The 22,616-nt window shown below is 43.2% G+C and carries 10 protein-coding genes; 3 read left to right on the top strand and 7 right to left on the bottom strand.

Annotated elements, in window-relative coordinates; genetic code table 11:
- Positions 1-6 precede the first annotated feature (6 nt).
- The gene (locus ABDD94_RS01170; protein WP_345954336.1) at positions 7-2,370 is read right to left on the bottom strand and encodes a glycoside hydrolase family 127 protein; all 2,364 of its coding nucleotides are present in this window, start codon (positions 2,368-2,370) and stop codon (positions 7-9) included.
- A gap of 535 nt (positions 2,371-2,905) precedes the next feature.
- On the opposite strand from ABDD94_RS01170, the gene ABDD94_RS01165 reads away from it, so the two are divergent.
- Positions 2,906-3,994, top strand: a complete 1,089-nt coding sequence (locus ABDD94_RS01165) for an endo-1,4-beta-xylanase (RefSeq protein WP_345949649.1) — start codon at positions 2,906-2,908, stop codon at positions 3,992-3,994.
- Positions 3,995-4,209: 215 nt separating this feature from the next.
- On the opposite strand, the gene ABDD94_RS01160 is transcribed toward ABDD94_RS01165, so the two are convergent.
- Positions 4,210-6,129, bottom strand: coding sequence for a RagB/SusD family nutrient uptake outer membrane protein (locus tag ABDD94_RS01160; RefSeq protein WP_345949650.1), 1,920 nt, complete (start codon positions 6,127-6,129; stop codon positions 4,210-4,212).
- A 10-nt stretch (positions 6,130-6,139) separates the two neighbouring features.
- A complete protein-coding gene (locus ABDD94_RS01155; protein WP_345954335.1) occupies positions 6,140-9,211 on the bottom strand; it encodes a SusC/RagA family TonB-linked outer membrane protein in 3,072 nt (1,023 codons plus the stop codon).
- A gap of 752 nt (positions 9,212-9,963) precedes the next feature.
- On the opposite strand from ABDD94_RS01155, the gene ABDD94_RS01150 reads away from it, so the two are divergent.
- Positions 9,964-11,547, top strand: a complete 1,584-nt coding sequence (locus tag ABDD94_RS01150) for a glycoside hydrolase 43 family protein (protein WP_345954334.1) — start codon at positions 9,964-9,966, stop codon at positions 11,545-11,547.
- Positions 11,548-11,766: 219 nt separating this feature from the next.
- On the opposite strand, the gene ABDD94_RS01145 is transcribed toward ABDD94_RS01150, so the two are convergent.
- Together ABDD94_RS01145 and ABDD94_RS01140 are read right to left on the bottom strand one after the other, a co-directional pair.
- The gene (locus tag ABDD94_RS01145) at positions 11,767-13,041 is read right to left on the bottom strand and encodes a glycosyl hydrolase family 8 (protein ID WP_345954333.1); all 1,275 of its coding nucleotides are present in this window, start codon (positions 13,039-13,041) and stop codon (positions 11,767-11,769) included.
- Positions 13,042-13,092: 51 nt separating this feature from the next.
- A complete protein-coding gene (locus tag ABDD94_RS01140; RefSeq protein WP_345954332.1) occupies positions 13,093-15,048 on the bottom strand; it encodes a family 43 glycosylhydrolase in 1,956 nt (651 codons plus the stop codon).
- A 656-nt stretch (positions 15,049-15,704) separates the two neighbouring features.
- On the opposite strand from ABDD94_RS01140, the gene ABDD94_RS01135 reads away from it, so the two are divergent.
- Positions 15,705-16,970, top strand: coding sequence for an SGNH/GDSL hydrolase family protein (locus ABDD94_RS01135; RefSeq protein ID WP_345954331.1), 1,266 nt, complete (start codon positions 15,705-15,707; stop codon positions 16,968-16,970).
- A 243-nt stretch (positions 16,971-17,213) separates the two neighbouring features.
- Here ABDD94_RS01135 and ABDD94_RS01130 read toward each other — a convergent pair whose 3' ends face one another.
- Positions 17,214-19,670 carry a beta-galactosidase gene (locus tag ABDD94_RS01130; protein WP_345954330.1) on the bottom strand — a complete coding sequence of 819 codons (2,457 nt, stop codon included), beginning with the start codon at positions 19,668-19,670 and terminating at the stop codon, positions 17,214-17,216.
- Positions 19,663-22,611, bottom strand: a complete 2,949-nt coding sequence (locus tag ABDD94_RS01125) for a sugar-binding domain-containing protein (RefSeq protein ID WP_345954329.1) — start codon at positions 22,609-22,611, stop codon at positions 19,663-19,665. The genes ABDD94_RS01130 and ABDD94_RS01125 overlap by 8 nt, the downstream gene beginning before the upstream one ends.
- Positions 22,612-22,616: the final 5 nt, after the last annotated feature.

The raw sequence follows: 22,616 nt of genomic DNA, 5'->3' as shown, positions 1-22,616 counted from the left end.
GTATTTCTACCTGAGTAAACGCAAGTCATAAATGGCCGCAGTCTTTTTACCCGGCGTAGCTACAAATTTAACCTGAATACTATTTCCCGCTTTTTTTACATCCTCCGGAACAGCAAGTTCTTTTGCAACAAAAGTATCGCCCTCGGTGCCTTCCAGGGTAACATGAGCAAGCTTGGTTTCATTGATGTAGATATCAAAATCGGCTTTTTCGAGCCCATAATAAGTGATACTTAATTTATTTACAGCAGGAGACATGCGCATGCGGTAACCAAAGTAACCTGCAGCATTTCGCCAGTGCAGATTTCTAAAAATGCCCGTCTCAGACCTGTCAGCAATCAGCGCATGGTCGTTCTCGGGCTGTTGTTCTCCGGGGGCAACTCCATCAACGGTACGTGAGGCCAGCTTGATATAGGTATTATCTAACATCTGCAACTCCGCCTGTTTTTGAGAAGCACTGTCCCTTGAAGAGACAACAGGCCAGTAAAGCATATAACGCGTATCATGCAAGGTGTAAAAAGGAACCAGTTTTAAATTTTTAAACTTGTTCTGCATAACAGCTTTACCTACAGTATATACATTGTTACCATTTGCGCTTTTTACAACAGCCTTTTCAATATCACTTTTATTACCAACTAACAAAGGCGAAGTGGTAAGCGGGTACATAGGGCCGGTTGCAATATGCCCCCACCGACTGCCATTTGCACGCAATCCGGTTAAATTTGCGGTATCAGTTGCAGCGGCCAGTACCAGCGGGCCGCGTAAAAACGAAACCCATTGAGAATTATCAGGCAGGTACTCTGTATAAAGTTTCATGGGCAATTGCACCGTAATTTGGTCGCCTGATTTCCATAGCCGCTTAATTGCTAAATAATTATTAATTACCGATGAGCCGTTGATTACTTGTCCATTTACTTTAACATTGTACCCCTGATTACTTAACCATTTTGGTTTGCGGATATAAATGGTAAATTTTTCTGGCTTTGCAATTTTAATGGTCAGCCGGCTATCTTCATTTTCTGGAAACTTGTTCTGTTGTGTAACCTGTAATTTTCGCTCTTTCCAGTTCAATACTGACGGAATAAATAAGTTCACATACAAGTCGTTGTTGCGATGAGTATATATTAATTCGCCGTATTTGCCATGATTCTCCATGCCCGTGCCTACACAACACCAGAAACCTTCATCTGCGGTAGAATATACCCGGTAATGCTGCGGATGTATAGGCGTAAAGTAAACATAACCCCCTCTTTCCGGATGTTGTGATGAAAGGATATGGTTGTACAGTAAGCGTTCATAAAACTCGATGTATTGTGCCTGAAAATCATGTAAGAACAACATCTTGGAAAGCTTGAGCATATTATTGCTATTGCAGGTTTCCGGGCCCTGCTCAGACTCGATCATGGAAGCAAAATTGCCAGCCGGATTAAAATGCTCTCTTACGCTGTTACCACCAATTGAAATGGTGCGCTTATCCACAACAGTTTGCCAAAAAAACTGCGCTGCATTATGATAATCAGTATCGTTACTTAATTCGGCTATTCGTTCAAAGCCAATCACCTTCGGAATTTGCGTGTTAGCGTGCATTCCGCTTAGTTTGTCTTCTTTGTTTTCAAGCGGCCTCAACAGTGCCTGGTGCGAAAATCGCCTGGCCAATTCCAAATAACGCTTTTGCCCCGAAATTGCGGCCGCATCAGCACAAACTTCATTCATACCGCCATGCTCTGTGCCCAGCATTCGCTGAACCTGCGCTTCACTTAGGTCCGAAAGCTCATTCATGGCCCAATCAGTTAGCTTCAAAAACACCGCCTTACCCTGAGTGTTACCTGCCAGCAAATAACTATCCCGTAAACCTGCATATAGCTTGTGTAAATTATACCAAGGCACCCACTTCTGATTAAATTCAGTAAAATCACCCAGCTTAAACTTAGCCCACATCTGTTTTCCACCCGGCACTCCGCCAACGTATCCATCAGCGTTGTTTTGCTGACAGCGGGCCAGTTCACTAACCATGTAATCAAGTCGCCGTTTACACTCTTGATTTCCTGTGGCAGCATACATCTGTGCTAAAGCGGTTAGGTAATGCCCGCCGGTATGGCCGTCCAAACCAGAGTTTTCCCAGTTTCCGTAGGTTTCTGCCTTTGGCTTCAGGCCAGCCTCCCGTAGGTAAGGCGCCAGCAACCGGTCGGGCTCTAAACGAAGCATGTATTGCAGGTTAGTGTTTTCTGCGCGTCGAAACGGGCTTTCCAACAACCTTACCTGGCCCAAAGTAAAAGGCTGCATGGAAGGCGCCTGTGCCAATGCCTGTGAAGTAACAGAAACTAACACACCTAAACGGAGAAAACGAAAAGCTGATTTTAAGAGCATTGACATAGTTTAATGGTTACAACCGATTAATTAAATAAGAAGGCCTGATACACCGTTGGTAATAATCGATATAATTTTAAGCAATTTCTACCTGTGTAAACGATTTGAGTTTACTTAAGTCTAACGTCTGGCGTAATGAAGCCCTTCGCATTGCAATACAATAGTAAAGCTTTGCCACTACTAACCGGCTTCCAAAGCTATTTTTGATTTACCCTTCAATATAGCACTATTGTGCAAATAGATAATGAGTTTGTTTAACTGTATTTATACAACAATTGCTTTAATGCCTATGTTGTATTACGGGGTACCGGCTAAATTTTAAAAAGGATGTTTACTGTAACAGACAGGCGTAATCCGAATGAGCTTTGCCTTTATAACGGGTTAATGAACATTTGTAGAAATGATATATACAAACGGCACCTTTCATTCTCTTTCATGCCATTATTTTTGAAAATCTGCAAAACCGTTAGAAAACAGCTAGTCATCAAAAGTTTAAATCATCCGGTTTTATGCTGTCACATTCAAATTATCTCATAAAATTATGAAAAGAAAAGGTAAAATCATCTGCTTAACGGGTGCTGTAGCTTTGTGTATCACCGGACTGGCCTGGCGGCCGTCAAAAATTGATTCGGACAAGGGATTAAAGGATTACTACAGAAAATATTTTCCTGTTGGGGCTGCTGTAACGCCAAGAGAGTTACATACAGAAGAGAGCCAACTAATTGTTAAAGAATTTAGCAGCATTACGCCCGAAAACGCTATGAAAATGGGACCTATTCACCCGGAGGAAAATCGCTTTTACTGGCGTGATGCCGACAGCATTGTAGCATTTGCCCAACGTAACCATCTTAAAGTTCGCGGGCATACGCTTTGCTGGCATGCCCAGGCACCATCTTGGATGTTTAAGGATACAGCTGGCCACGATGTGAGCAAAGAGGTTTTACTGGAACGACTCCGGAAACATATCCATGCAGTAGTAACCCGGTATAAAGGGAAAATTTATGCCTGGGATGTAGTAAACGAAGCCGTTGCCGACGATACTACTTTTTTGCGTAAATCGAAATGGAATCAAATAACCGGACAGGAATTTATTGAGAAAGCATTTGAATACGCCCACGAGGCCGATCCTAAAGCCGTATTATTTTATAACGATTACAACACTGAGCAACCGGCTAAACGCGAAAAGATTTACAAGTTGTTGAAAAACCTGTTGGAAAAGGGAGTGCCAGTGAACGGTGTGGGATTACAAGCGCACTGGTCGGTTACCAATCCAAGCCGTGATGAACTGGAAAAGTCGATTAAAATGTTCTCGTCATTAGGTTTGCAGATACAGTTTACAGAACTTGATATATCGGTATATGCAGGCCGGCAGGGCGGACAACTAATTAGTGGAGAACAACAACAGGCTAAAGCCACATTTACACCCGAAATGGAACAACAGCAACTGGAAAAATATAAAATGGCTTTTGAAGTATTCCGCAAATACAAGAAAAATATAACCGGAGTTACATTCTGGAACGTTTCGGACCGTTATACCTGGCTTGATGGCCGGGGGCGTAAAAATTACCCACTACTTTTTGACACCAATTTGAAACCTAAAAAGGCTTATTGGGAAGTGGTTAATTTTTAACTGAGCAGTTCTTAGTGAACTTTGATACTGCCGTTCTTGACGGCCTGGTTGCTTACATACCAGTTAATACAGGCGATTAAACGTATAGCTTAACTATGCGCTTTGAATCGCTCCGATATAAAACCGCCTATAACTTACAACGTATTTAAAGAACAATAAAAAAGGCCGCCTTATTGCTAAGGCAGCCTTTTTAATAAACAACTATAGACTGTTGATTAATATCCAGGATTCTGGTACGCCGCTTTTTCAGCAGCTGAAACCACCATATTGTCTATTTGACCTTGCGGTATAGGACGAAGATAAAGGTGATTATCAATAGTACGTGTTACTGTAGCTGGTGTATGATCACCAAAATTAGTACCGCAAATAGTGAATGTTCGGGCAACTTCACCCCATTTTTGGGTCCGGATCAAATCAAGCCACCTGCCACCTTCTCCATAAAACTCTCGCGAGCGTTCTGCCAGGACATAGTTAATATCAATTGTTGCAGGCGTAGCAGCAACCATCGCTGCGCTATTGTCTTCAACTTTTACAACATTGCCATTATTATTGAAACGCCATTTACCAGCCCGCGCGCGAATTACATTAATTAACTCTCTGGCTGATTTACCACCTTTTGTTACCGCACCCTTAACAGCTGCTTCAGCGGCTATAAAGTACAATTCAGAAAATTTAGCGATAGGGTAAGGACGTGTGCTACCTGCGTTTGGTTGACCAAGACCTGTGCCGTTATCAGTACGATAAGGTCCTAATTTCCAAAGACCCGGGTACATAATTCTGCTTATTCCGCTTGGGTTAACAACAAAATCAGCCCTTCCAGGTAATACACCGGCGCCTACGTTTCCATTTCCGGCTGCATAGGTAACCGCAGGGTTGTCATTATCTAAAAACGTTAATACCGCATCACCAGGGGCAACTGGCAACCCGTTTGCATTAGGCAAAGTTTTGGTCGTACTGCCACCTTTAGGCCAGTTGCCACGGTAAACAGTAGTAAAGGTGCCATCATACCTCGAATCATTTGTTTTATCGGCAAAAGTATTTTTGAACACCTCTATGGTTGGCGCCATCCGTACCCATGGGCGGCCAAGATGCTGTTCGGCTTCACGCTGTACAGAATTTTCGTTACCACTTTTAATATTGGGATAGTTCCAGGTCATCATCCAGCCGGCAAAATTATCAGGGGCACCGCCACTGCCAAAAGTAAGGCTGGAACCGTTATACTTTTCGCTGGTTTGTGTATGGTCGGCATACAGCACCATTTCACTATTGCGATCGTTTGAACCTACGTTTACATCATAGAAAGTTGGCTGCAATTTAAACGGCCCCGGTTCATCAATTGCTGCAGTTGCCACATCATAGGCCTGCTGAAAATACCAGGCAGCATCATGTCCGTCCGGATCGGTACGGTTGCTGGCCGGGTAAGTTGGTATATTGTTAGGGTTCTGTAGCCACCAGCCGTAGGTTAAATACGCTTTAGAAAGCATTAAACGCGCCGCAGTTTTAGTTAGGCCCCCGGTTACACGCCCGGTTGCCGGTAAATCTTTTATGGCCTGCACTAAATCAGGGAATACCGCTTTGGTATAAACGTCGGGTACGGTGTTCCGAACTGACGTTGTTATTGGAGAAGTGTTAAATTTGAGCACGCCAGCACCCAAATCAAGTGGCACGCCACCAAATGTTTGTACCAGCAAAAAGTAATCAAAAGCACGGAAGAAACGGGCTTCGGCCACCAAAGCTGCCGATATACCTACTGCACTCGCATTTTCGATAACGCCACTGGCTGTATTAATGTTAGGGAAGGTTTCTCCCCACAATATACTGCTCGGAAAACTAGTAGACTGGATAATACCCACGCCCGAGCAGTCATAATCTTTAAAGTTCCCGTCGGCACTTTGGCCCCAGGTGGCTTCGTCAGTTCCCGTAACGCCCGAATTATAGTAATAGGCTTGTCCGTAAATTTGGCGAAGATGGTAGTACATGGCGGTCAGTCCGCCGTTAACACCTTGCTCTGTCTTAAAATAATCAGGCGTAAACGTTGCCCGTGGATCTTCATCCAGCACTTTGCTACATCCTCCAGATAAAATCAAGGCAAAGAGGGCAGATCCTATAATTGTTTTTATTTTCAATCCTTTCATCACAAACATTTTAAAATGATACATTTAGTCCAAGCAGGTAATTGCGAGTGGTTGGCGTATTGGTTCCGATTGTTAATAATCGTCTTTGAGAGGCCGCTAAAGGTACAGCTGCATTTTCATCACCATAAGAATTAGTTTCCGGATCCATACCAGATTCCTTATGGTACGGTGAAAACAATACAAAGGCATTCTGAACAGTAAAATATAGTCGTGCCCTCATGCTCGACATTTTAGGCATCAATCTGTTTAAATCATATCCAAGCGTCATTGTTCTGACCTTGAGATAAGAAGCATCGAAATACCCCAGTGTGCTTCCATATTTCGGATTATCACCACTTTGAATACCGCCAGGTTTTGGATATTTGGCACCTGTATTCTCTGGCGTCCAGTAATCTACCTTTATATTATTCCGTCTTCCGGTCAGTAAATTCAGGTACCCGCTAGAGCCGTATAAACTACTAATGAGCACGCCTCCGCTTTTGAAAGCCCCAACAATATTTAAATCAAACCCTTTATAAGCTAAACGGGTATTGAAACCACCCTGAAACTTTGGATCTACATCTAATATCTGACGATCATCAGCACCAATCGGTCTGGTTGGTTGGCCGTTAGCGTTATATAAACCGGTATATTCAGCTTTTATCATGCCTACATTACCGCCTGGTTCTAAAATATTTAGGTAAGGATCGCCCTGCTGCCACAAGCCTGTGTATTTATAGTCAAATATGGCATTGATATTATGCCCAACAAACCAAGCATTTCCTTCATTTCTGGTTTGCCCTGAAGCAAGTGCTACCAACTTATTTTTGTTGATATAGAAGTTAACGCCCATATCCCAGGTTAAACCTTTCGGATTATCTATGATCGTACCGTTCAAAGACATTTCAAACCCTCTGTTTTGGGTACGACCTATGTTAGCCGTATAAGCGTTTACACCAGAAGTTGTTGGTAAACTTACATCTAGCAAAAGATCTTTCGTATTGGTTACATAGTACTCCAGCCTACCCGATAAACGGCGTTTTAATACTGCAAAATCGGCGGCAAAATTATAAGTGTCTGAATACTCCCAGCCTAACGCCGAGTTAGGGAGGCGTGTTACATAATAACCAGTGGCGTAATTAGTATCGCCAAAGTTATATTGCCGTGTAGATAACAGGCCCAGCGTTTGATAAGGTCCAACAGCCTGATTGGCGGTTTGACCATAGCCGGCGGTTAGTTTTAAGTTATCTAAGCCGGTAACACCTTTCATAAACGATTCGTTGGTTAAATTCCAACCCACAGAAACGGCCGGAAAAGTATGCCATTTGTGACCAGCAGCTAAACGCGATGATCCATCGGAGCGCAGTGTGGCACTTAGCAAGTATCGGTTGTCATAAGCGTATAAGATACGCCCCATGTAAGAATTCAAACCGGTTAACTGGTAATTTCCGTTACCAATGGTAATCTCACCGGTAGCCTGACCTAAATTGTAGAACTGAAAAGCATCCGATGGAATGCCTCTGGCCGACATAGAAGAAGCATAATACTTATTTTGTTCGGCAGAGTATAAGGCCAAAACGTTAATGTTGTGCTTTTGGGCAAAAGTACGGTCATAGGTCAGCAGGTTTTCAACCGTCCAATGGTAATTATGTGAGTTATTAACGTTGGCTGTTGATAGTGTAGTAGGGGTAGCACTGTTAATACCCGTACCGGTGTAATTGCCAAAATTACTTTGCCTGAAATCTAAACCCAGGTTGAGACGGTATTTTAGGCCTTTTACGCCCGGAACCCTTACCTCACCGTACATTGAGTTATAAGTTGCAAAGCCTCTGGTTTCATCTACCCACTGGTTGTGCAGGTTCTCCACAATGTCTCGGGTAAGTACATAGCTTTCATCCAACGGCATTTTAATGGTTCTTTTGGTTGTGCCATCTGCGTTAAATGGGTTTGCAATTGGAGAATTACTTAAATTGCCATAAATACCAACCTGATTACCTTCTGTTAAATTGTAATTATTATTGGTTGTAAAGCCTACTTTAATGTATTGGCCAACCTGCTGATCAACGGATCCGCGCAAGGTATACCGGGTATATTTTTGTGTAGGTATTACGCCCTGATTGCTATAGTAGCCACCAACGAAGCTATAACTGCCTGTTTTGCTACCACCAGAAACACCTACATCATGGCTGTTTACAATACCGGTGCGATAAAGCAATTTTTGCCAGTCGGTGTCTACGTTGTCAGCCTCATCAATACCATTAGTGTATAGCCCCGCTGCTTTGCGCAGTGCAACAAACTCAGGCCCGTTCATCATTTGATACCTGGCAAAAAGTGTTTGTGCACCCACATAGGCGTTATAAGTAATTTTGGCATCACCGCCAATTTGCCCCCTGTTTGTTGTAACCAGGATAACGCCGTTAGCACCGCGTGAACCATAAATAGCCGTAGCAGATGCATCCTTTAATATATCCAGGCTTTTAATGTCGTTAGGATTTATGTCGCCTAAGTTTCCGGCAAAAGGGATACCGTCAAGCACCACCAGAGGGTCATTGCTTGCAGTAAGCGAGCGTTGGCCACGAATAAGGATTTGCATGTTTGACCCAGGCTTAGAGTTAGTTTGCGTAATTTCTACGCCGGGTAAACGTCCTTGAAGCGCTTGAGATATGTTAGGAGACGGCACGTCACGCAACCTATCACCACTGATAGAAGCAACTGACCCGGTCACCGCTTCCCTACGTTGCGTACCGTAGCCCACAACAACTACATCATTCAGGTTATTATTATTTTTCACCAATGAGATGCTACCTAAATTACCGGACTGTCCGTTAATTAATTTCTCTAGATTATTGTAGCCGATAAATGAAATGATGATGCTTTTTACATCGCCCGTTACGGCAAGGCTGAACTCGCCATTTGCGTTGGTTGTGGCAGCAGCCTGTGAACCCGAGGAACGTACGGTGGCTCCTGCTAAAGGGTCGCCCCTTTCATCGAGCACCTTACCTTTAATTGTTTGATTCTGCGCATATAAGGATATAGAATGTAATGCCAGCAAGAAAGCCAAAACACACATCCTACACCAGTTTTTTTGTTTAATTATTCTCATGAAGCGTAAATAATTGATTGATATTTCAGGATTAATAATAAGCTGTTCAACAGCTTTAACCAACAAAATGGAGGTTATCGATTGGTATTTAAATCTGTCTTCTACTCATATTCTAATTTTGATGAATGTTACTCCCTCTTAAGCTAAATACATCAATGCTTCTGCAATCGATTGCAGAAGCATTGATGCGCTTTAAACTTTATTAATTTTGCAAAAACGGCTTTAAGGTTACTTTATAAATTTGGTTATCGCCAAATGTTGGGAACAATTAGCAACGGCTAAATTCGAGCGATTTTTTCTTCACAAATGCTACATTCGAATAAAAAGATAGCACTTATGTGCACTCCAAACACTCCATTATTGCTACAAATAAGCATTTTGTTAGGTGAGCCCATATCTTCTTATTTATTCGTCATTAGCTAAGCCAACCTAATTTAGATGCTGAATATGATTGTGGGCTTCCGGGAGCGGCAACGGATGTTAAACTAAAAGTGAATACAGACATCTTTAATACAACGGCATCACACTATCTGCACATGGCCATTGAGATGGATAAGTATCACTACACTTTAAGTAGAAGTAGAGCTTAAACAAATGTATTTTCTATTTTGACGGTTGTGCAGCACAACCTTTATAAATGTCTGTAATTTCGTTTTTATCGTCGGCTTATCCTAAGCACAGCAAGCTTCTAGCTGATAAGGGTAAACGGATCAACAAACTACATGGGAACTAAATTGAGTATACGCCACAAGATGAAAATTTCACTTTATAAACCTTTTCCACTTTTACTCTTACTTAGTACTATAGCATCAGTATTAGTAGCTCAACCGGCCAAAAACCCTATTATATATGCAGACGTACCTGATTTATCCATGATACGCGTGGGCAATACGTATTATATGAGCAGCACAACTATGCACATGAGTCCAGGCGTTCCTATTATGAAATCAACAGATATGGTAAACTGGCAGCTAGTTAGCTATGCGTATAACACACTAGACGATGTGGATGAACTGAACCTTGCTAACGGAAAGAGCACATATGGTCGGGGTTCCTGGGCGAGCAGCCTTCGCTTTTATAAGGGCACTTATTACGTATCAACATTTGCCGGTACAACAGGTAAAACCTATATATACTCAACCAAAAACATTGAAAAGGGCCCCTGGAAGGCAATTTCTTTCAAGCCATCGTTGCATGACCACTCCTTGTTTTTTGATGACGATGGAAAAGTTTACATGATTTACGGGGCCGGGCGTATTATGCTTGCCGAACTGAATGCCGATCTGTCGGGAATTAAACCAGGCACTTCGCCAAAGGAAATTATTGCCAACGCCAGCACTGTGGCCGGGCCCAATGTGGGCTTGCCCGCCGAAGGTTCGCAGTTATTTAAGATTAAAGGAAAGTATTACCTTTTCAATATCTCCTGGCCTAAAGGCGGCATGCGTACCGTAATTATTCATAGGGCCGACAACATAACCGGACCTTATGAAGGTCGTGTTGGCCTTCAGGATAAAGGCGTAGCACAAGGGGGATTAATTAGTACACCAAATGACAATTGGTATGCTTATCTGTTCAGAGATTTTGGAGCGGTTGGACGTATTCCCTACCTGGTCCCGGTTACCTGGCAGGATGGATGGCCGATTATAGGCAACAATGGAAAGGTGCCAATGCAATTAGCCTTGCCTGCTAACAAAAGCTTAATTTCTGGCATTGTCGCATCAGACGAATTTTTGCTTAAAAAGACCAGTTCTGCTTTGCCGCTGGTATGGCAGTGGAACCACAACCCCGACAATAAGCTTTGGTCACTTACCCAGCGACCCGGATACCTTCGCCTGACAACCGGCCGAACCGATACAAGCATTTTTCTGGCCCGGAATACGTTAACTCAACGCACGTTTGGGCCGGTAAGCTCTGCAAACACAACTTTAGACATCAGCCAAATGAAAGACGGTGACCGCGCGGGCTTATTATTATTACAAAAAAGATTTGGCTGGGTTGGCGTTAAGGCAGAAGGTGGAAAAAAATTTATTGTCATGGTCAACGGTGAATCGGGCACCGACACAGAAGTGGCCCGCGTACAGCTGCAACAAAAAACTGTTTACCTTAAAGCTGATTGCAATTTTACTGACCGAGTAGATCAGGCTACATTTGCTTATAGCTTAGACGGTAAAAAGTGGGTTTCAATTGGCAACATTTTGCATATGGCTTATACTATTCCACACTTTATGGGATATAGATTCGGTTTGTTCAACTATTCTACAACGGAGCCCGGCGGCTATGCCGATTTCGATTTTTTCCGCATCAGCGATAAGATTAACACCAGTTTAAGTAAGTAAAATATAATTGCGTTTAGGCCAACTACAATGTGTTTCCTTTACTTAGAGAATTAGCGTAGCGGAGGAGTTGTTATTGATACGCAAGGCAATAAGCGATCGTACATGTTAAAAAAGCAACCCACCGGGGTTGCCTTTTATTTAAGTTATTACAGAAGTGGACTATTAATACGCTTAGAAAGCGCATATGCCTTATATCCGGGCATGAAAACATGATTACAACTAATTAGGCTGTATGATACGGTACTTGCCGCTCAGGTGCATCAGGCTGAACAGGTAAAGCAGGCCATCATAATAAGGGTCAAAATACCCATCCGCATAAGGCTCTAGTTTAGCATCCCACAAGGCGTGAACAAAATCCAGGTTTTTAGCATTCCGGTTAACTAATGAGGCCGAGGCTGCAGTAGCTAACAGCCCTAATGAATGCCGTAATTTAGGGCCATTGCTCCCAGCTTTCAGAATAAACTCTGGCCTGGACCCATCCAGATTGAACTGATCTTCAAATGTATTAATGCCCTTTGTTCTTAAAAAACCCTGCAAGCGGCGCGCATAACCCTGCTGCCAATTCTTATCTTTACCAAACCAAACGTAGTCCATAGCAATATTCATAGGTACCCGCCATGAGTCATATCTGAATGCTGGCGGCATCCAACGGGTACTGTGTGGCTCACCGCTAAATTCTGTGTAGTCGGCATTTAATCCGGTTACCGGATGACACGCCCGATGTAAAAACGCTCGCGAGGTGTCGGCACAATCCCGGTAAAATTTTTCATGCCCGTCCTTTGCATACATGGCCCATACTTCGTAAAATGCCGGCAGGTGATATGATGGATCTGTCCATTGGTAACCATCTCCTTCAGGAACAAAGCTTATTTGCTTATGCTCCACATTAATAAGGTTATAGATATTCCCGGTACCGTCTTTTTTCCACATGTTATCCAGTATACGGCGCGCTTCCTGATAATAATTGATGCCTGTTTGGTTGCCCCAACGGTTGGATGCGAACAACAAACTGGTAATATAATACAGTTCACCATCGGAGGCGGAACCATCGGAGTTACGTTTCAGTGTTTCCGGGTTTATACTCCAGGCAAAATAGGCTTCACGCGGCCCGCTTTGATGTTGCAAATACTTTTTAGACCAACGCCATATGCGGTCAAACACTTCTTTTTTGTTCAGTTGCACAGCAATCATCATCCCGTACGAAAGCCCCTCCGTTCTGGCGTCATGGTTTTTAACATCTGATACGTAAGCCATGGTGTCGCCAACAGTAAAGTAAACCCGGTTAGGGCCTTCAAAAATATCATAATAGGCCTTAGCCACTTTACGATCAATTTCTGCAGCACTGTATCCGGCTGCACGGAAAAGATTGGTATAGTTAGCCTCAACAGCTGTTATACTTTTACGTTGCTGTTTATTTCTTTCCTTTTGTGCAAAGGATAAGCCCGCAAAAAGCATAAAAAGGACTAAGAGCAAAATCGGGATTTTCGGTGCCATAATTATGGATAACTATTTGTCTATAATAAGCCGGAAGTATTAGTCGGTAATTCAATCAGTCAATCGGATGTTTTTTATCTGAATATCCCCTGCAGTTCCGCGTGGAAATTTAATAAACAAGTCGTGCTGGCCTTTTACATTTTTTAAAGTAGCGGTAAACGCTTTCCATTCACGGTTGGCTGTTGGCTCTATCTTAACTTTTGCAACTCGCTGTCCTTTTTGCAAATCATCCAGCCATATTTCTAATTCGCCTCTGGCACGGCTTGCGGCCTTGATTGCCATCTTAACCGCCGGGCTCTGCCTAAAATCAACACCCGATATCATGAACCAGCCACCCAACGGTGATACATTGGTAACTGAGCGATCGGCAAGCTTCTTAACACCAAAATAATTATTCATACCTATTGCAGGAATAGCAGAAAAGCCATCTTTGACTGTGAAACTGTCAAAATCAGCACGCTTACCCTCAGCAAACAGTCCTACACTGGTACCCACCCATGAATTAAAGTTGGGCTGTGCCTTATCCAGATTGACCACGTTAACCGGCTTGCCCAAAGTTACCCAGGATTTGCCATCGCGACTATAGAAGCCTGTAAGCAAATGCTCATTTCTTTCCACCTTTAGCCAAACGGTAGCGCCAATTGGCTTAGCTGCTCTCCGTACAGCTGTATCCATTTCCATAATAATTTGCTGACCATTATCAAATCCGGTGTACAATCTTACAATCACTTTTTGGTTGCCGTTGGTTAGACATATACCTGCTTTATCTTGAGCTCTTACAGCATCGAGATTCACTTTAGTAATTACTGAATAAAAATGATCGGTTTCTTTCTGAAACAAATGAGCTCGGCTCGTATCTGGGTTAAGACTAATCCAGCCTTTACGATTAGAGAGCGAATATTGTTCAGATGCCTTTTTGGTAAGAAAATGCCAGTTCCATGATAAGGTCTGACTTTCAAAATCATCTGATTTCATGCTCCTCCACAGGATACCGGATTGTGGAAGATTGGGTTTAGCTATGGGTTGCGTAGTTGGTGCCAAACCCCACGGACGATCACCCTCCCAAATGACAGGATACAGGGCGGTTTGCCTTCCTGTACCAGACCAATCATCACCATCATATTTTTCGTAACTCTGCCCGATGGTCCACCATGAGCCATCCGATAGCTGCACGGGCGCGGCAATGTGATTAGGCCTGCGGAAACCCACCTTTGCATCTGTAATAGGCTTAAAGAAATCTCCTAACCTTTCCCATTTTGTTGAATCACTGGTAAGCGCCGAGGACCGTAAAACATATTGCCCACCGGATACGTCGCCTGCCGGAAAATAGTAATAATAACCATTACGTTTACACATAACGGGGCCTTCGGCCCAACTGTATTGTAATTTGGCATTGATCCAGTCCAGGTTTATAACTATATCTGTAAGTTGCCCGTCTTTGCCTAATGCCTGTAACCGGTTAACCTTTTGCCCGTTCTTAATAACCATATAAGGTTTACCGTCATCGTCTACAAAAATAGAATTATCATAACCCAGGGGACCTGTTTGGGGATTTGATTTCACCTGTACAGGCTCAGACCAGGGCCCTTTTGGTGAAGGAGCTTTGCAAAACCACTGGCCGCCCGCCGAAAAGTATATCCAGTAAGAACCGTAAAAGTAGGTTATAGCACCCTGCCATATGCCTGCCGATGGCCGGTCAGTTACCCACTTGGCTTTGGATGCCGGCAGCACACGGCTTATAATTTCCCAATGAACCAGGTCTTTAGAATGATAAATGGGCATATAGGGGTTAAAATGAAAAGTGGACCCGCAATGGTAAAAATCATCTCCTACTTTCAATAGAGTCGGATCCGGATGATCGCCGGGCAAAACCGGATTAACATACGTTTGAACGCTTTGATAAAACATCAGCGAATCACGCCTTTTACCTTGCTGTGCCATTGCAGTGTATAGTGCCAAAAAAGAAATAAGTGCGCAAATAAAGGCGGACCGGATTTTATATGTCATATTAAAAGATAGTATAAGCCCAAGTTGAGGCAAGGTTAAAAGATCTGATTGTTGCTGTTTCTATATTGCTGGATATCTATTGCTGACGAATTACGGTCGGTTTAATACCGTATTCATGTGATTGGTTGTTGTTTAAAGATTTAATATCTGGCTTATAAAGTCCATTAAACCTTAGCTGAGCGAAATTAAGCTACTACTCTTTCTTGCAGTACTGCTCTTGTTTAAATTGATTAAACAAATGTTTAAGAAAAGATACTGCCGTTGGGAACGATGTGAGATAAGCACAATTTAATCCATTAACTAGTTAATGCGTTACCCGCTACATTCTGCTTTTGGCATTAATAAAAGCCAATGAGCTTAATGCACCCGGCAAACTAACCATAAAGGCTATGGAAATTTGATCAACTAAATGTAGATGAACAACTTAACTACATTTGTTATTTGCGCTTTTGCGACACGACAGACTATATGATCATTCCGAAGGCAGCCGATTAATCAGACCTGTTAATTACGCTGTGCTGTTGCTTTGAACATTTATGTCACAAATATCATGATTAATGATATCCTTGCCAGATTTGAACTACTTCCTTTGGTAAACCACTGCCGACAGTTTTGCCTATCGGTTACAGTGTAAAATCGTATTCATTAATCCTTAAATGAGCATTCAATTATACAACGGCGTTAAACAGAAGAAAAGCTCTTTTTTTTCAACGCAAACCATTGTTACGATCATAATTTTCACGTTCGTATTAGGGCCTTTCAATAACGCTTGGGCAAAGGAGCTTCAAAGTACGCCGCAAAAATGGGTTGGTACTTGGGCTACTGCACCACAACTGGTTGAGCCAAATAATATGCCTCCGGCGCCGGGGCTCACCGGAAACACTTTACGGCAGATAGTACGTGTATCGGTTGGCGGGAAGAAACTGCGCATAAAGTTTTCGAATGAATATAGTTTAGCGCCTGTAACCCTGAAAGCAGTCACAATAGCAGTTTCGGCAGGTGGCAGTGCTGTTAAAGAGTCGACAAATAAAGCACTTACATTTAATGGGAAGCAGGAAGTTACAATGGAGCCCGGATCTGTCATGTATTCGGATGGCTTGGTTTATGACTTAAAAGCAGGAGCAGATATGGCCATCACCATATTATTCGGTTCAACATCTCCCACCATTACCGGACATCCAGGCTCACGCACAACTTCTTATTTAATAACCGGCAATAACATTGCACACTCAGATTTCAGTCAGGCGGTAAAGACCGACCATTGGTATATCATTAATGGAATTGAAGTTGACCAATCCAAGCATAAAGCTGCTGTAGCCATTATAGGCGATTCTATAACAGACGGGCGCGGATCGGGTACCAATAAACAAAACAGATGGCCGGATGTGCTTGCTCAAAAACTCTTAGAAGAGAAGAAAGAAATAGGCGTTCTTAATTTAGGTATTGGCGGCAACTGCGTACTGCGTGGAGGTTTGGGCCCAACTGGACTTAGTCGTTTTAACAGGGATATTCTTCAACAAAACGGTGTGCGCTGGCTTATTGTATTGGAGGGTGTAAACGATATAGGTGGTGTGCGAGACAGTACTGCCGCCGCACAGGTTGCAGAAGCCCTCATTGCCGCTTATAGTAAAATAATATCCCAGGCACATTCAAGAGGGATAAAAGTTTTTGGAGCTACAATAACGCCGATTAAAAAATCCTTTTATTATACCGACTACCGTGAAAAGGCGCGTAATACCGTAAATGAATGGATACGAACAAGCGGACGTTTTGATGCAACCATTGACTTTGACCGTGTATTAAGTGATCCCAACAACAGCTCTACTATCATTCCAGAGGCACAGTCGGGCGATTATCTGCATCCTAATGAGGTGGGTTATGAGATGATGGGCAAGTCTGTGAAATTATCGCTGTTTCGCTAATGCAAGTTGCCTGCGGTGAAACGCTTTTTGGAATCGGTTTGAATTGCTAAAAATACAGCAGGCTGGTGTCTTTCCCTGCGCATTAATGTGCCGGCGATTTAATTTTGCCTGAACATGATCAAAACGCTGCACATCAACCGCCATTTTCATGCAATAATGGCTCGTGCTGTTAAAGCGTAGTTTACTGCAATATGGTGCAAAAACAGGTGCTTACAAGTATCAGATACCGATTGATATTGCTACCTACAGTGTTGTATCGTAAACAGGTATTATCTTAACTGCATTTAAAGTGGCTACAGCTTTACCCAGCATCGGCTCACGAACACCCTTTTCAAAATATATATTGCGTTCATCAGTAAGCGGTATTACTTGCAGCATTAAGGTTGTAGTAATTGATGCCTTTTCTAAATATACCTGCATGGTTTTACCAAAGTAAAAATCATCGGCCACAAGTTTGCCGTCAATATAAGCGGCTCCGGTATCACCACGATAATCTATATCCAACAATGCGTTTTCTTTATGTGGCGGAATGATAAGCGACCAATACCTGGCACCCTGAACAGGTATAATTTGAGTTTGATACTGCGGCCCCGGGCTAACGGCGGTATTCTTACCATTCCGGTCATCTAAAGGAATTTTGGAGCGTTGTTCATCAGGTTTGGCAATCCAGTTAACCAGCTGAACCTTAACATCCACTTCCTTAGCTGGTAACACCTTTACCATCCTGGTAAATACACCGTCCGCCTGTTGCTTAAAGCCCGGTTTGTACATTGCTTTGAAGGAAGGAAATAAAGAAACATCAAAACTGGGGCCTTCGGTACTTTGAAGCATCAGCTTACCATTTGCAAACGTTAAATTTTGCCTGGAAATAAAGAGATGTTCGCTTCCGGAAGCACTGCCTTTATAACTATTTAAAGCTTGCTGGCCGGTTAAGGTAATGATGTTAACCTGCTTACCTGTCCTTAACTTTAATGTTATTAAGCTACCTGTTCCAGGTTTAACATTGTCTATTAAAATACAATCACCTATATTTTTAGATTGTGCTTGTGCAGCTTTTAAAACAACAATGCCCGCTTTATTAAATGCATACTCAGGCCTGATGCCATCAGGCGCAAAAAACACATAAGTTGGGGTTGAACCCGCTATTTTGCACAAGGGTTGCACAGTTGCATATTTAAGATTACAACCCTCAATATCCATATTGAATGGCAAAATGGCAACCGTGCCCGATTTTATATCAATTGGCTTTTCCGGGAAAGTCATACTTTCCTTATCTGTAAGCCGCAGCTTAAATTGAACGTTGGCTTGGTTATGCAAATTTAGTTGCCGCTGATAGTTACTGATAAATAAAAAGCCGCTTTTGCCTTTAGAGCGTACCACCCACCGCAGCGTAGTACTATCTGCCGGGCTACTCACCTTTTGGTCGGGGAACGAGGGATAAGATTGTACCAGTCTATCACCAAAATCATTTAAAAAAGTATGAATAATTTTAAAGGCATTGTATGATGGCCTTACTTGCCCGAATTCGCCCAGCGGCGCCTGGAAATCATAATTGAGTATAGGATAATCATTAGGGTAGTTTGTGGCCTTCGATTCTTGCAGGGTGCTTAAGCGGCCAATTTCATTATGACCGCCATGAAACATGTAATAACCCATCAAATTAGCACCCGATCCTATTTTAGTGTAGGCTAATGCAGCTACATCAATAGGTTTAATTATGGGTCGCCTGTGGTATGTAATTTGTATTCCGCCGCCCATTTCGGCGGTGGCGTACGGATAGCGATAACCGGTATAACCGGCGGCATCCCCTTCGTGCTTACCCAAAAGGTCACTGCCTATTGCAGGATCATTTCGCAATGTGCTGAACACATAGTTTTCAGATAGTGCCAGTTGTGACGTCTTCTTATCCCAGGGAGCCTCAGGGTAGCCGCCCCAAACCGGTATCAATTCATCTTGTTTTTGGTTAGAGCCTGGCCAGCCGGTAGCGGTATAAAAAGGCACATCAATGCCGGCTTTTATAGCCATTTGCTTTAGCGTAAGCATATGCTCCAAACCAGCCGGATTGTTAAATCTAAACTCATTCTCAATCTGGCTGCCAATAATGGGGCCGCCATTTTTAAAGTATAACCCTTTTAGCTGTGTGCCAATGGCATTATAAAGCTTTTGTACGGAGTTCAGATAGTCTGTATTGTTTTTGCGCATGTTGCCACGCTTAACAATCCAGTCGGGAAAGCCACCATTACGCACCTCGCCATGGCACCAAGGGCCTACGCGTACCCATACGTTAACATGATGCTTAGCGCATAATTTAATAAAATGCCGTAGGTCACGGTTGCCGGTCCAGTTGTACACCCCCTCTTCTTCCTCATGATATATCCAAAACACGTAAGTAGCAATCACATCAATACCGTTGGCCTTCATTTTCAAAATAGCTTCTTCCCAACGCTGTTCTGGATAACGCGAAAAATGAAACTCACCCATTACCGGGTACCACGGCTTGCCGTTTTTGGTAAAATACAAACTGTTAGCATCTACAGAATGCCCTGCAGGATCGGTATGTGTGCCTAACTTTAGGTGCCCCTTTATAACGGGTGCTTGCGTTTTACTAATATCAGCACTGTATATTTGCTGGGCTTTGGTTTTACTTATACACAAGGTAACAAGTATGCCAACATAAAAACACCAGGCTATCTTACTCATTACTTTTAGGCTTGATTTGATTTGAATTCGGTTTTAATTCATCCGGACTTTCCTTAGTAAAAGTGCTAAATTGGTATTTGGAAGGACTTACCATCACATCCTTAATTACTTCAAAGCTTACCTCACCGGTGGGATTAAATTTTTCAGATGCCATATACTGCAGCAAACTACGGTACAGCTGGCGGGCCGCTGGCTTATCAGCGTCTATGGCTGGTCCTAAGTCTGCGCTTGATACTATAATTTTACCATTTCCTACTTTGGCTTCATATACTAACGCTAAGCGGCGGTTCAAAAACCATGTATCAATTGGTTGTACCAGGGGTTTAAAGCCAGCAGGGAAATCCTCCAGCACCATTACCTGTGCACGATTGGCAATCTCCCACCATTGCAAATCACTGTGGTAACTGGTTGGAAAATTGGCAAAAGCTGAACTTTGATCCTGTATAAGCATACCGGTTACATGTGGTGGGCGCATTTTAAACCAGGATGTGTTCCAAAATACCGGTAAAAAATGCATAATTACCTCTTTACCCTTTACTACCTGCCCGGCTATATTTAAAAACACCTTGCCACCTTTATCTAATACAGCTTTTGCTTTCTCATCAAAGGCATTGGTATAATATACTTCATTCTTTATTGCCTCAGGTTTAGCCGGATATACCCAAACATTCCAATCGTTTGCATATGGCGTACCTACAATGCTAACTTCGAATTTTAATTGCGTTGCCTGCTTAATACTGCTTAGCGGCCAATTAACATTGCCAACCGGGATGCCGTTGCCGTTATTGATGGTTTTGACTTGGAAATTACCTTGCGTTAACAACACCCCTTTCTCATTTTTAATAGTCCACTTAAACGTTGTGTTCCGAAGCGGCGCATTGCCTGAATGGGCAACCATGATACCAGCCTTCAATACTTCATCGTTGGTAAAAACAAATTTAGGCACCTGCACCAGTGGCACCGTTGTATTGCAAAAACGTGCAAACTCTTTTGACGTGATGTATTCTTTTTCTTTCCAAAACGCATTAAGCACGCCTACTAATGCTGTACCCTGGCCCGGAAAATCTTGAAGGCCCAGTAGTTGAAAGCCTGCATAATTTGGCGTACGCAAGGTTTTCTCTATCTCGTTTTTATAACAAAGCACCTGCAGCTTTCCGGATGCTCTTAAAAAATCACGGCCCTGATCTGCCATGCCCTGGTCTTTCAGATCCTCTTGAAACAGCTCAAAGTTTTTAGCTCTGTAAACGCCTGTATATTCTTTTATTTCACCAAAATCAGGAAAAACACACCATTGGCCCATTTCATGAGCAACAAACGGAACATTAAATTTGCCAATACCGGCGGTAAAGTCAGAGATGCTTTCAGGCCTCTTTTCCCAGGCAAGGCCACGCACGCCTCCCCGCACCTGGTACTCGGCATTGGGGACTACCGGCCAGCTGCCACCAACAGACATCCCTGTATAAACCCGGCGGGAATCTTTCTTCTTCCAGTAATCCACAAAGGCATTAAGGTAGGCCACCTGGTTCCCTGCAGGTTCGTTTCCGCCAGACAGCATGCAAAACGAAGCAAAATTGCCATAATGCTTAGCCATGCGGTTAGTTTCATCATACAAGTACTGATCTATGGGTTGTCCCAAGCCAATTTTAGGACCATGATTTGGCCAACTTGGGCCTTCGGGCTGCAGATAGAAACCAACCCTATCAGCTGCCATAAAGGCTTCCTGCGGTGGGCACCATGAGTGGAAACGCATGTGGTTTAAACCATGTGCACGAGCCACTTTAAAAATGCGCATCCAATCAGCTATATTGGTTGATGGGTAACCAGTTAATGGAAACTCGCAATTGTTAACCGTACCACGCAAAAACACAGGCCTTCCGTTTATTAAAAAATGTGTGCCCTGTATGGTAAACTCACGCATGCCAAATTCGGCCTGCCGTTGTTCAAGGCTTTGTCCTTTACTGGTTATAACAGCCGTAAGCGCATATAAAGCCGGGTTAAACTCATCCCAGGTTTGCATGCCGCTACCTAATGGCAAAACCACTTCAATGCTTTTGGTTTGCTTACCGGCAATACTCACATTCGTTTTAATGAGCTGCGTTTGGTGCACCTTTGCAGTATTAAAGCTTTTGGCCGACAGTACTACTTGCCCGGCAAAACTTGAGTTGCCATTATTATTCAATTGCAATTTCACTCTGGCCACTTTAGCTTTTACATCGGGGTAAACTTGTATATCGTCAAGGTATGTTAACGGGGCGGTTTGTAATTCTATTTTACCAATTATGCCATTCCAGTTACCTTGCGTATGATCGGTTATGCTATGCGAATCGGGCCCAACGTTAATCGCTTTGATTCGGTTATCAACACAAATGCTGATTCGGTGCGGGCCAGTTGAAAGGTAGTCTGTCAGATCATACTGGTGCGGCGCTACCAGGCTGTTTTGCATCCCGGCTTCATGGTCATCTACCCAAACATGCGTTTCGGTGTGTGCCCTTTCTAAAAACAATACTATTCGTTTCCCTTTCCATGCGGCCGGAATGTTCACGTTGTGCTGGTACCAGGCAGCGCCAACATAGTATTTGGCGGGGGTTAACCAAAAAGGGAGCTTGATATTGCCCGCCTGCCTGAATTTGGCCAGCCTCGGATTGAAGTAAAAGGAGCTATCATAAATAGTACCTGTCCATGGTGTTTTAAGCGTAATATCATCACCTTTTCCATTTTGAGCCATTGAGCCCGGGAGCCGGATATTGTCTTCTAAATTACGGGCGTACCACTTTTCTGCAGTACCTTTATTTTCGCGGTCTATTTTAAAGCGCCATTGCCCGGCTAAAGACAATGTTTGCGCTGTTGCAGCAATTGTAGTTGCTACCAATAAAATACTTAGGCAAGCACAAAATGCAACCCTACGCATTAAAACCTTTTTCAGGCAATTTATGATAACCATGGTAT

The organism is Mucilaginibacter sp. PAMB04168 (assembly GCF_039634365.2).
In the GTDB taxonomy this organism is placed as follows: Bacteria; Bacteroidota; Bacteroidia; order Sphingobacteriales; family Sphingobacteriaceae; genus Mucilaginibacter.
The sequence above is the reverse complement of the archived record's forward strand: the minus strand, read 5'-3'. Positions and strand labels throughout refer to the sequence as shown.

What these genes read in the sequence shown, in the direction of transcription:
- ABDD94_RS01170 (WP_345954336.1), bottom strand. Translation starts at nt 2,370, where the DNA reads ATGTCAATGCTCTTAAAATCAGCTTTTCGTTTTCTCCGTTTAGGTGTG.
- ABDD94_RS01165 (WP_345949649.1), top strand. Translation starts at nt 2,906, where the DNA reads ATGAAAAGAAAAGGTAAAATCATCTGCTTAACGGGTGCTGTAGCTTTG.
- ABDD94_RS01160 (WP_345949650.1), bottom strand. Translation starts at nt 6,129, where the DNA reads ATGAAAGGATTGAAAATAAAAACAATTATAGGATCTGCCCTCTTTGCC.
- ABDD94_RS01155 (WP_345954335.1), bottom strand. Translation starts at nt 9,211, where the DNA reads ATGAGAATAATTAAACAAAAAAACTGGTGTAGGATGTGTGTTTTGGCT.
- ABDD94_RS01150 (WP_345954334.1), top strand. Translation starts at nt 9,964, where the DNA reads ATGAAAATTTCACTTTATAAACCTTTTCCACTTTTACTCTTACTTAGT.
- ABDD94_RS01145 (WP_345954333.1), bottom strand. Translation starts at nt 13,041, where the DNA reads ATGGCACCGAAAATCCCGATTTTGCTCTTAGTCCTTTTTATGCTTTTT.
- ABDD94_RS01140 (WP_345954332.1), bottom strand. Translation starts at nt 15,048, where the DNA reads ATGACATATAAAATCCGGTCCGCCTTTATTTGCGCACTTATTTCTTTT.
- ABDD94_RS01135 (WP_345954331.1), top strand. Translation starts at nt 15,705, where the DNA reads ATGAGCATTCAATTATACAACGGCGTTAAACAGAAGAAAAGCTCTTTT.
- ABDD94_RS01130 (WP_345954330.1), bottom strand. Translation starts at nt 19,670, where the DNA reads ATGAGTAAGATAGCCTGGTGTTTTTATGTTGGCATACTTGTTACCTTG.
- ABDD94_RS01125 (WP_345954329.1), bottom strand. Translation starts at nt 22,611, where the DNA reads ATGGTTATCATAAATTGCCTGAAAAAGGTTTTAATGCGTAGGGTTGCA.